At 68.9% G+C, this 11501-nt stretch carries 10 protein-coding genes and 1 pseudogene; 8 read left to right on the top strand and 3 right to left on the bottom strand.

What is annotated here, in order from left to right; genetic code table 11:
* Nucleotides 1-8: 8 nt before the first annotated feature.
* Nucleotides 9-743, bottom strand: a complete 735-nt coding sequence (locus M4D77_RS21865) for a TetR/AcrR family transcriptional regulator (RefSeq protein WP_259937376.1) — start codon at nt 741-743, stop codon at nt 9-11.
* Between the two features lie 66 nt (nt 744-809).
* Here M4D77_RS21865 and M4D77_RS21860 point away from each other — a divergent pair, with 66 nt between their 5' ends.
* From M4D77_RS21860 to M4D77_RS21825, 8 genes are all read left to right on the top strand, one after another.
* The gene (locus tag M4D77_RS21860) at nt 810-1853 is read left to right on the top strand and encodes a DUF3152 domain-containing protein (protein WP_259937375.1); all 1044 of its coding nucleotides are present in this window, start codon (nt 810-812) and stop codon (nt 1851-1853) included.
* Nucleotides 1854-1911: 58 nt separating this feature from the next.
* On the top strand, nt 1912-3120 hold the full coding sequence (gene moeZ, locus M4D77_RS21855; RefSeq protein ID WP_055475546.1) for an adenylyltransferase/sulfurtransferase MoeZ: 1209 nt from the start codon (nt 1912-1914) through the stop codon (nt 3118-3120).
* An 85-nt stretch (nt 3121-3205) separates the two neighbouring features.
* On the top strand, nt 3206-4060 hold the full coding sequence (locus M4D77_RS21850; protein ID WP_226513776.1) for a TIGR02569 family protein: 855 nt from the start codon (nt 3206-3208) through the stop codon (nt 4058-4060).
* Between the two features lie 237 nt (nt 4061-4297).
* Complete coding sequence (locus tag M4D77_RS21845; protein WP_055475545.1) at nt 4298-5803, top strand: NarK/NasA family nitrate transporter; 1506 nt, start codon at nt 4298-4300, stop codon at nt 5801-5803.
* Nucleotides 5804-5840: 37 nt separating this feature from the next.
* Nucleotides 5841-8429, top strand: coding sequence for a nitrite reductase large subunit NirB (gene nirB / locus M4D77_RS21840; RefSeq protein WP_159371275.1), 2589 nt, complete (start codon nt 5841-5843; stop codon nt 8427-8429).
* Nucleotides 8426-8863: a nitrite reductase (NAD(P)H) small subunit family protein gene (locus tag M4D77_RS21835; protein ID WP_396266609.1), complete on the top strand. Its 438-nt coding sequence runs from the start codon at nt 8426-8428 to the stop codon at nt 8861-8863. Before nirB ends, M4D77_RS21835 begins: the two co-directional genes overlap by 4 nt.
* A gap of 5 nt (nt 8864-8868) precedes the next feature.
* Nucleotides 8869-10053 (top strand): uroporphyrinogen-III synthase, encoded by a 1185-nt coding sequence (locus tag M4D77_RS21830; RefSeq protein ID WP_259937377.1) that lies wholly within the window; start codon nt 8869-8871, stop codon nt 10051-10053.
* A 17-nt stretch (nt 10054-10070) separates the two neighbouring features.
* The gene (locus tag M4D77_RS21825; RefSeq protein ID WP_055475542.1) at nt 10071-10814 is read left to right on the top strand and encodes a sirohydrochlorin chelatase; all 744 of its coding nucleotides are present in this window, start codon (nt 10071-10073) and stop codon (nt 10812-10814) included.
* Between the two features lie 87 nt (nt 10815-10901).
* Here the strand turns inward: M4D77_RS21825 and M4D77_RS21820 are convergent, their stop codons facing one another.
* Complete coding sequence (locus M4D77_RS21820; RefSeq protein ID WP_259937374.1) at nt 10902-11204, bottom strand: MGMT family protein; 303 nt, start codon at nt 11202-11204, stop codon at nt 10902-10904.
* A gap of 23 nt (nt 11205-11227) precedes the next feature.
* Nucleotides 11228-11501, bottom strand: a pseudogene (locus M4D77_RS21815) (alpha/beta hydrolase); the annotation flags it as partial.

Genomic DNA, 11501 nt, shown 5'->3' with positions numbered 1-11501 from the left:
GCGTGGGTTCAGGCGGTGCCGTTGACGTTCGGCCCGCTCGCTTCGCTCCCGGCGCCGGTCGCATCCGGCTGCGCGTCGGCCACACTCGGCTCGACAACCGGCTGCGCGTCGACGGACGCCGTCTGTCGCGGGAAGTGCGACAACCCGCCCCAGAGGAGGGCGACCGTGGTGTCCACGGCGGTCTGCTTGTCGACCGGGCGCTTGGCCTCGAGCCAGTAGCGGGCGTTGACCTGGCTGGCGCCGACGAGCCCCGACGCGAGCATCCGCGAACGGTACGGGTCGAGACCGGAATCGTGCATGACCAGGCCGTATACGGCGTCGACGCACGCCTCGGTCGCGCCCTCCACCCGGCGGATGACGGCGGGATCGGAGGCGTCGGAGGAGAAGATCAACCGGTAGCCCGAGTTGTCCTGATCGATGAAGTCGAAGAAGGCCTGAACCGCGGCACGGACGCGCTTGCGGTTGTCGGTGGTCGTCCGCAGGGCGGTGTTGACGTCGCTGACCAGCTTCTCGGCGTGGCTGTCCACGACCGCGAGGTAGAGGTCGAGCTTCGACGGGAAGTGTTGATACAGAACGGGTTTACTCACTCCCGCGTGCACCGCGATCTCATCCATGCCGGCCGCGTGGTAGCCGCGTTCGACGAAGATCTCACTGGCCGCGTCGAGCAACTGCATACGTCGTGCGCTGCGCGGCAGGCGAGTGCTGCGGCCGGGCACGGCGGACGCGTTGGTTGCGGTCGACATGCCCAAGAGAGTACTCGGCGGAGCTTCCTGCGCAGTATCGGTGGTCTGCTGTGAGAAAGTTGACCGGTGAGCCGCACAGAGGACGGTGGCCCCGGGTCCGAGCGTGGCCGGGTGCGTGCCAAGGATGTCGGCCCGAGATCGTCGGGACGCCCCAGACCGGACCAGCCGCTACGAGCGCGCTGGGACCCGACCGACGACAGCGGACGTCCCCGCGTCGACCGCGATGCCCAGCCGGAATACAAGAAGCAGTCGGCGCTCGGGCGGTTCGTCTCGACCTATGGGTGGCGTGCCTATGCGATCCCGGTGCTCACGATCCTGACGATCGCGCTGATCGTCGTCACCATCCGGGACGGCCGGACCGATGCGCTCGAGCCGGCGGCGGCCGCCAGCCCCGACTCCGCGGCGCGCAACACCGACATCAGCAAGGAGACCCGCCCGATCGGTGCCCCCACCGGCGACATCCAGGCGGCCGCGCTGCCCGCCGGGACGCTGCCCCAGGGCGGCCCGTTCACCGACCGGGCCCGCAAGACGTTCCGGGTCCTGCGCGGCGGCGGTCCGCCCGTCGGCACCGGCGGGCAGGTGTACACCTACACGGTGGAGGTGGAGAACGGCCTCAACCCGCAGGACTACGGCGGTGACCCGACCTTCGCGAAGATGGTGGACACGACGCTGGCCAACCCGCGCAGCTGGATCGGCGACGGCCGCGTGTCCTTCCGCCGTGTCGACCGCGGTGAGCCCGACCTGCGCATCACACTCACCTCGACCGGCACCACCCGTGAGCTGTGCGGGTACCAGATCCGCCTCGAGACCTCCTGCTACTACCCGCCGCAGGCGCGGGTCACGCTGAACGAGGCCCGATGGGTGCGCGGTGCGCTGTCCTATCAGGGTGACGACGTCGCCTACCGGCAGTACCTCATCAACCACGAGGTCGGTCACGGCATCGGCTACGAGGCGCACGAGGCGTGCCGCGAGGACGGCGCGCTCGCGCCGATCATGATGCAGCAGTCCTTCGGCGTCGCGAACTCCGAGATCATGGCTCTCGACCCGCAGATGAAGGCCAACCGCACCTTCGTGTGCCGTCCCAATCCCTGGCCGTTCCCCACCCGCTGACCGGGAATGCCGCCGCGGACTCATCCGTTGTGCCGGGGGTACGTAGTCAGCCCGAACAATGGAGGCGTTCGTGTCATCGCAAGGGTCGCCCACAGGGTCGCTGCCGCCGCTGGTGGAACCGGCCGCGGAACTGAGCAACGAAGAGGTGGCCCGCTACAGCCGTCACCTGATCATCCCGGACGTGGGGATGGACGGTCAGAAGCGTCTGAAGAACGCCAAGGTGCTGGTGATCGGCGCCGGCGGACTGGGTTCGCCGACGCTGCTGTACCTCGCTGCGGCGGGGGTCGGGACGATCGGCATCGTCGAGTTCGACATCGTCGACGAATCCAACCTGCAGCGCCAGGTCATCCACGGCCAGTCCGACATCGGCCGGCCCAAGGCCGAGAGCGCGCGGGACTCCATCCTGGAGATCAACCCCTTCGTCACCGTCAACCTGCATGACCAGCGGCTCGAGCCCGAGGGTGCGATCGAACTGTTCTCGCAGTACGACCTCATCCTCGACGGCACCGACAACTTCGCGACCCGGTACCTGGTCAACGACGCCGCGGTCCTCGCGCACAAGCCCTACGTGTGGGGGTCGATCTACCGCTTCGAGGGTCAGGCCTCGGTCTTCTGGGAGGACGCCCCCGACGGCCGCGGTCTCAACTACCGTGACCTCTACCCGCAGGCACCACCGCCCGGGATGGTGCCGTCCTGCGCCGAAGGCGGTGTACTCGGCATCCTCTGCGCCTCGATCGGATCGATCATGGGCACCGAGGCCATCAAGCTGATCTGTGGGATCGGCGAGCCCCTCCTCGGTCGACTGATGGTGTACGACGCCCTCGACATGACCTACCGGACCATCAAGATCCGCAAGGATCCGGAGGGTGAGCGGATCGCCGGTCTCATCGACTACGACGACTTCTGCGGTGTCGTCTCCTCGGAGGCGTCCGACGCCGCCGCGGGGTCCACGCTGACCGCCGTCGAACTCAAGCAGAAGATCGACGCGGGGGAGAAGCTGGCGATCATCGACGTCCGGGAGCCCGTCGAATGGGACATCGTCCGCATCGACGGCGCGACCCTCATCCCGAAGGGCGACATCCTCTCCGGCGAGGGTCTCGCCAAGGTGCCGCAGGACCGGCCCACCGTGCTCTACTGCAAGACCGGCATCCGGTCCGCCGAGGCGCTCGCCGCGCTGAAGCGAGCCGGTTTCGCCGACGCCACGCACCTGCAGGGCGGCGTGACCGCGTGGGCGAACCAGGTCGACAAGACGTTGCCGGTCTACTGAGCCCGGTCATCGATCCGCACGTCGGTGCGGGTGGTTGCCGCGTGCCTTCCGGAAACGGACAACCGCGCTCGGTAATCTGGCCGACGTGAACACCGTCGAGCCGCCCGAACACGTGTTGAACACGTTCGGGCTCACCGCCCACCCGCCCATCGCGATGGGGGAATCGTGGGTCGGCGGGTGGCGTGTCGGCGAAGTCGTGCTCTCACTGGTCCCCGACCACGCGCGCGCCGCGTGGTCGGCGTCGGTGCGCGAATCCCTGTTCGTGGAGGGGATGCGCATCGCGCGTCCGTTCCGCGCCACCGACGGCCGGTACGTGGTGTCGGGCTGGCGGGCCGACACCTACATCGCCGGGACGCCCGAACCACGGCACGACGAGGTCGTCCTGGTCGCCGACCGGCTGCACGAGGCGACCGCCTCGCTCGAACGGCCCCGGTTCCTGCTGCAGCCGCCTGCTCCGCCGCACACCGACGTCGACGTGTTCACCGCGGCCGATCGTGCCGCCTGGGAGGACGTCCCGCTGCGCTCGGCCCGGGCCGCCGGTATGGCCGAGCCGACCGCACCCGACGGTGTGCAGAGCGTCGACATGCTGAAAACCCTTGCGAAGCTTCGTAAGCCGGTGGATCTGCCGTCTCAGGTCGTGCACGGTGACCTTTTCGGCACGGTGCTGTTCGCCGGTGCCGCGGCCCCGGGGATCACCGACATCGTCCCGTATTGGCGGCCCGCCCCGTGGGCGGCGGCGGTCGCGGTGGTCGACGCCCTGGCGTGGGGTGGTGCCGACACCGAACTCATCCAGCGATGGTCGGATCAGCCCGAGTGGCCGCAGATGATGCTGCGGGCGACGATGTTCCGGCTGGCCGTCCACGCGCTGCACCCGCGGTCGACCTCGGGCGCACTGCCCGGGTTGCAGCGAGTCGTCGAACATGTACGTTTACTCGTATAACCGCAGCTCACAGCCCTGACTGACCGCTGACAGGGTTCTCACAACGCCTGTGTGACGGAGTGAGGACAACGTGACGATGCGGTCACCTCGCGGAAAATCCGCGCAACACGCCCCCTCCACACTTGGTCTCGAGTCGCACGACACCGGTGTCGGCGTCTTCCACGACAGCCACCACTGCACGCCGCCCTGTGCACGGCAGTGACACCACGTAGACCAGCAACCATCGGAGGCGGAGCCTTGGCATTCGCAGATCTCAGAGCACAACTGACACGGGACCACACGATCACCGACTGGGACCCGGAGGACCGGGTCGCCTGGGACAACGGCAATGCCGCGATCGCCAAGCGCAACCTGATCTGGTCGGTCATCTGTGAGCACGTCGGATTCTCGATCTGGTCCCTGTTCTCGGTGATGGCCCTGTTCATGGGCCCCGAGTACGGCATCAGCATGGACCAGAAGTTCGTCATCGCCGCCACCGCGACCCTGGTCGGCTCCTGCCTGCGCATCCCGTACACGCAGGCCACCGCCAAGTTCGGCGGCCGCAACTGGGCGATCTTCTCCGCCGTCGTGCTGCTCATCCCGACCGGGCTGACGATGATGCTGATGATGAACCCGGGCGAGTTCGGGTTCGGCTGGTTCCTCGCCGTCGCGGCCATCACCGGTTTCGGTGGCGGCAACTTCGCGTCGTCGATGACCAACATCAACGCGTTCTACCCGCAACGGCTGAAGGGCTGGGCGCTCGGACTCAACGCCGGCGGCGGCAACATCGGCGTGCCGGTCGTGCAGGTCATCGGTCTGCTGGTCATCTGGCTCGCCGCCGACCAGCCCGAGATCGTGTGCGCCATCTACCTCGTCGCCCTGGCCGTCGCCGGTATCGGTGCCGCCCTCTACATGGACAACCTGGACCACCAGACGGCCAGCGGTCGGGCGATGCTCGACTGCCTCAAGTACCGCGACACGTGGCTGATCTGCCTGCTCTACATCGGTACGTTCGGTTCGTTCATCGGCTTCGGGTTCGCGTTCGGCCAGGTCCTCAACATCAGTTTCACCGAGGCCGGAGTCGCGAAGCCGGCGCTGGCAGCAGCGCAGATCGTCTGGATCGGCCCGCTGCTGGGGTCGGTCATCCGTCCCTACGGCGGAAAACTGGCCGATCGCGTCGGCGGTGGCAAGGTGACGCTGTACACCTTCATCGCGATGGTCTTCTCCGCGGCGATCCTCGTGGTCGCCGGCACGATCGCCGACAACAACGGCAAGACGATCACCGGCGCCACGTTGACGGCCTTCATCATCGGCTTCATCCTGCTGTTCCTGCTCTCGGGCCTGGCCAACGGGTCGGTCTACAAGATCATCCCGACCATCTGGGAGCACAAGGCGCAGGCGCAGAGCGGACTGAATTCGCTCGGGAAGACGAAGTGGTCGCGGAGCATGTCCGGCGCGCTCATCGGGATCGCCGGTGCCGCAGGCGGTCTCGGCGGTGTGGGTATCAACCTGGTGCTGCGCGCCAGCTACCAGTCCAACAAGTCGGCGACGATGGCCTTCTGGGTGTTCATGCTCTTCTACGTCCTGGCAGCGGTCGTGACCTGGTGGTTCTACGCCCGGCGCCCGATCGTCATCGCGGAGACCACCGATCTCGCGGTCACCGGTGCCCATGACGAAACGGCACCGACTGTCGACGGGACCGCATCGACCGGTGCTGCCGCCGAGGGCACCGACAAGCAGGCAACCAAGGAAGCGCTGGCCTGATCCTCACGGGACCGGCGAGGCAAGGGAGCAAAGAGCAGTGAACAGCGAAACCGCAACGCGCACAACCAAGACAGTGGTGGTGGTGGGCCATGGCATGGTCGGTCACCGCTTCGTCCAGGCGCTCCGCGAGCGTGACGCGACCGACCTGTGGCGTATCGAGATCGTCAGCGAGGAGATCGACCCGGCCTACGACCGGGTGGGGCTGTCCTCGTATGTCGGTGCCTGGCTTCGGGATTCTCTCGCACTCGAGGGGAACACGTACGCCGGGGACGATCGGGTCGTCACGCATCTGGGCGAGACCGTCACCGGCATCGATCGGGACGCCCGCCGGGTCGTCACCTCGAGCGGTCGCGAGATCGACTACGACGCAGTCGTTCTGGCCACCGGTTCCTACGCTTTCGTCCCGCCGGTCCCCGGTCACGACAACGACCGGTGCTTCGTCTACCGCACCCTCGACGACCTCGACGACATCCGGGCCGCGGCCGAGGCCGCCGGTCCGGGTGCGACGGGTGTGGTCGTCGGTGGCGGCCTGCTCGGACTCGAGGCCGCCAACGCACTCAAGCTCATGGGGATGACCCCCCACGTGGTGGAGTTCGCCCCGCGTCTGATGCCGATGCAGGTCGACGAGGGCGGCGGCGCGATCCTGAAGAACCTGGTGACCGAGCTCGGACTCGAGGTCCACACCGGGGTCGGGACGTCGGAGATCGCCGACGCCGAGGACGGCGGCCTGCGGGTCACGCTGTCCGACGAGTCGACGATCGACGCCTCGCTCGTGGTGTTCTCCGCCGGCGTCCGACCGCGCGATCAACTCGCTCGGGACGCGGGACTGGCCGTCGGCGAGCGCGGCGGCGTGCTCGTCGACGCCGGTTGTGGAACCGACGACGAGAACGTCTACGCCATCGGCGAGGTCGCCGCCGTCGAAGGCCGCTGCTACGGCCTCGTCGCCCCCGGTTACTCGACCGCCGAGGTGGTCGCCGACCGTCTGCTCGGCGGGACGTCGGAGTTCCCCGGTGCCGACCTGTCCACGAAGCTGAAGCTCCTCGGCGTCGACGTGGCCAGCTTCGGGGATGCGTTCGGCACCACCGAGAACGCGCTGGAGATCACCTACCACGACGCGGTCGCCGGCCGGTACGCGAAGATCGTCGTCAGCGACGACGCGAAGACGCTGCTCGGCGGAATCCTGGTCGGCGACGCATCGGCCTACGCGATGCTCAAGCCGATGGTCGGCCGGGAGATCCCGGGCGACCCCGCTGCCCTCATCGCGCCCGAGGGCGGCGCCGCGGTGGGTATGGACGCACTGCCCGACGACGCGGAGATCTGCTCGTGCAACGGCGTCTCGAAGGGTGCCATCTGCTCGGCGATCGCCGACGGCGCGTGCGACATCGCCGCGGTCAAGGGCTGCACCTCGGCCGGCACCACCTGCGGTGGCTGCCTGCCCAGCATCAAGCAGCTGCTCGCCGCGTCCGGGGTCGAACTGAGCAAGTCGCTGTGCGACCACTTCACCCAGTCGCGCGCCGAGCTGTTCGAGATCGTCGCGGTGACCGGTATCCGGACGTTCTCCGAACTCGTCGAGCGATACGGCACCGGGCAGGGTTGCGAGATCTGCAAGCCGACGGTCGCGTCGATCCTCGCGTCGACCTCCAGCGACCACATCCTCGAGGGCGAGCAGGCCGCGCTGCAGGACACCAACGACCACTTCCTGGCGAACATGCAGAAGAACGGCTCGTACTCGGTCGTGCCGCGGATGCCCGGTGGCGAGGTCACGCCCGAGCAGCTGATCGTGATCGGTGAGATCGCGCGCGACTTCGGGCTGTACACCAAGGTCACCGGCGGCCAGCGGATCGACCTGTTCGGTGCGCGCGTCGACCAGTTGCCCGAGATCTGGCGGCGCCTCGTCGACGCCGGGATGGAGTCGGGGCAGGCGTACGGCAAGAGCCTGCGGACGGTGAAGAGTTGCGTCGGTTCGACGTGGTGCCGGTACGGCGTGCAGGACTCGGTCGGCATGGCCGTGCTGCTGGAGAAGCGGTACCGCGGACTGCGCTCACCCCACAAGATCAAGTTCGGGGTCTCGGGATGTGCCCGCGAGTGCGCCGAGGCGAGGGGCAAGGACGTCGGTGTCATCGCCACCGAGCACGGCTGGAACCTCTACGTCGGCGGCAACGGCGGCCAGAGCCCGAAGCATGCGGTGCTGCTCGCCAGCGGAGTGGATGACGAGACCCTCGTCGCCTACATTGATCGGTACCTCATGTTCTACATCCGAACCGCCGATCGACTGCAGCGCACGGCGCCGTGGCTGGAGTCGCTCGAAGGTGGTCTCGACCATCTGAAGGACGTGGTGTGTGAGGACAGCCTGGGGCTCGCCGCCGAACTCGAGGAGGCGATGGCCCGCCACGTCGGCGGTTACCAGGACGAGTGGGCCGCGGTGCTCGCGGACGAGGACAAGCTGAAGCGGTTCGTCTCGTTCGTGAATGCGCCCGATGTCGTCGACCCGACGATCCGGTTCTCCGAGTACGAGCGCAAGGCGCCGGTGCTGCTCGACATGCCGGCGGTCCGTCCGGGTGCGACCGCTCCGTCGGGCCCCGATGGAGTGAGCGAGCGACCGGTGAGAGAAGGAGTGCCCACATGACCATCGCGCCAGGGGAGGCCGACACCATGTCCGCAGAGACGACGCCCACCGGCGCCGCCACGGAGTGTGAGGGGAGCTGGGTGCGCGCGTGTTCGATCGACGATCTGATCGTCGGTCGCGGCGTCGCCGTGCTGGGTCCCGAGGGTGTGCAGGCCGCGCTGTTCCGTCTGCCCGCCGCCGAGTCCGATCGCGAGGCGGCGCCCGGGCGCTCCCGCCTGTACGCGATCGGCAACATCGATCCGTTCGGTCGCGCCGCGGTCCTCTCCCGGGGACTCACCGGCGACCGCGGGGGCGAACCCACCGTCGCCTCGCCGCTGGGTAAACAGGTCTTCGCGCTGCGCACCGGGATCTGCCTGGACGACGAGACGGTGTCGGTCCCCAGCTACGGTGTGCGGGTGGTCAACCGCATCGTCGAGGTGTTCTTCCCGGCGTGAACACCATGACCCCCGCCGGTGCAGACCCTGCCGGCGCAACCTCACCGGACCCCGACCCGTTGCCGCTCGCCGGTTTCACGATCGGGATCACCGCCGCGCGTCGCGCCGAGGAGTTCGCGGTACTGCTGGAACGACGCGGTGCCGAGGTGATGCAGGCCCCGACCATCCGCATCCTGCCGCTGGTCGACGACACCGAACTCGAGCGGGTGACCGAGGAACTCATCGCCCACCCGCCCGAGGTGATGGTCGCCACGACCGGTATCGGCTTCCGCGGGTGGGTCGAGGCCGCCGACGGGTGGGGCAACGCCGAGGCCGTCCTACGGGCGCTGTCCGATAGCCGGCTGATCGCACGCGGCCCGAAGGCCAAGGGCGCGATCCGGGCGGCGGGGCTGCGCGAGGAGTGGTCGCCGGAGAGCGAGTCCTCCTCGGAGGTCCTCGACCGGCTGCTGGAAGAGGGCGTCGACGGCGTCCGGATCGCGGTGCAGTTGCACGGTGCCACCAGCGAGTGGGAACCGCTGCCGGACTTCTGCACGGTGCTGCGCGCCGCCGGTGCCGAGGTGGTGCCGATCCCGGTGTACCGCTGGCATATGCACCCCGACGTGGCGCGCATCGACAAGATGATCGGCGCGGTGCTCCGCGGCGATCTCGACGCGATCACCTTCACCAGCGCTCCGGCGGCGGCGTCGATCCTGACCCGTGCCAAAGAACTCGGCAAGCTGCAGCAGTTCATCCACGCACTGCGGACCGCGGTACCGGTCATGTGCGTGGGTTCGGTGACCGCCAGTCCGCTGGAGGCGCTGCAGATCCCGACGATCTACCCGCGCCGGTTCCGTCTCGGCGCGCTCGCGCGCCTGATCACCGACGAACTGCCGCGGCGGAGCCACCTGCTGCGGGTCGCCGGGCACGACACCGCCATCCGTGGCCAGGCCGTCGTGGTCGACGGTGAGCTCCGCGAGATGTCGGCGACGAGTCTGCTCCTGCTCAAACTGTTGGCCCGCAACCCCGGTCGCGTGGTCTCGCGGCAGGAGTTGCTCGCCGGTCTGCCCGGTGACAGCTCCGACACCCATGCGGTCGAGGTCGCCGTTGCGCGACTCCGTGCCGCACTGGGGGATTCGAAGATGGTGCAGACCGTCGTCAAGCGTGGTTACCGGCTCGCGGTCGACCTCGAGTACGACGCCGAAGACGAGTGAGAAGGAAGCGAGAACACATGCACGACAACCATGTACGGCTTCCGCATGGTGACCGGTTGCAGGGGTACAGCCCCGTCCTGGTCGCGCACGGGACCCGCAACCCGCACGGGGTCAACGTGATCGCAGAGATCGCCGAAGCCGTCAGCGCCCGCATCGGGCTCACCCGCACCGCATTCGTCGACGTCCTCGGACCGACGCCGAGCGAGGTCATCGCCGACCTGGAACGTCCGGCGGTGCTGGTGCCCGCGTTCCTCGCCTCGGGCTACCACGTCCGCAAGGACCTGCCCGAACACGTCGCGGCCGCGGGACGGGCGGACACCGTCGTCACCCGGGCGCTGGGACCCGATCCGGCCATCGCCTCGGTCGCCCGACTCCGTCTGGCCGAAGCGGGCTGGGAACCGGGCGACGCGGTCGTGCTCGCCGCCGCCGGGTCATCGGACGAGAGTGCCTGCGGGCAGGTTCATCTGGCCGCCCGGCAGCTGGAATCGCTGATCGGCGGACGGGTCGAGGTCGGGTTCATCACGACCGCGACCCCCACGGTGCCCGAGGCGGTCGAGCGGGCCCGGCGCACGGGACGGCGGGTCGTGATCGCCAGCCACCTCCTCGCCCCGGGCCTGTTCCATCAGCGCCTGAGCACCTACGGCGCGGACGCGGTCGCCGCACCCCTGGGGCCGGACCCCAGGATCGTCGACCTGATCGTCACGCGGATGCGCGCGGCCATCAGTCCGTACCGACGTGTGCCGGTCCCGCGCCACGTCTGAGCTGCCCTGCAAACCCACCCTTTTTCGGCATATCCAGCACCCTCCAAGGGGGTGGGTATGCCGAGAACAGGTGGGTTTGCGGGTCGGTCACGTGGCGGGGTCCCACCGGCACTCGCGCAGTCGGATTCGCCCGTCGGTGATCGGAACACCCTCCGCCCGTAGCCGTTCCAGCTGACGAGTCGCGAGATGCGGCGCCGGCCGGCCGCCGGCGGGCACCACACGGTGCCAGGGCAGGTCGGCCGAATCGGTCCGCATGATCCAGCCGACGATCCGCGGGCTGGACAACCCGGCCGCGGTGGCCAGGTCGCCGTAGGTGCTCACCTGGCCGGCCGGAATGGCCGACACGAGTGCACGGACCCGTTCGACCTGCTCCTCGGTGATGGCTGCCATCGTCGCCTCGACAGATGTCGTCGCTACAGCAGCGATCGGACCAGCGCGGCCGCGAGCCCGGGCTCGAGGAACGGCACCATGTGGCCGCAGTCGGCGTGGTGGACGGTGACCTCGGCGCCGCGCTCGCTCGCGCACGCATCGAGGAACGCCGGCCGCACGAATGGGGGCTGGACCTGGTCGGCGACGACCACGTGGGTGGGCACGCCTGGCGGCGGAAGCACTGCGGGCCTTGCCATCTCGCTCCACGACGCCGCTGCGGCGGGTGCGCTCACCCGCCAGCCGACCCCGCCGCGCGGG

Source organism: Gordonia sp. p3-SID1431 (assembly GCF_025143765.1).
Classification (GTDB): domain Bacteria; phylum Actinomycetota; class Actinomycetes; order Mycobacteriales; family Mycobacteriaceae; genus Gordonia; species Gordonia hongkongensis.
Note: the sequence above shows the minus strand (reverse complement) of the source record. Positions and strands in the feature narration are given on the sequence as shown.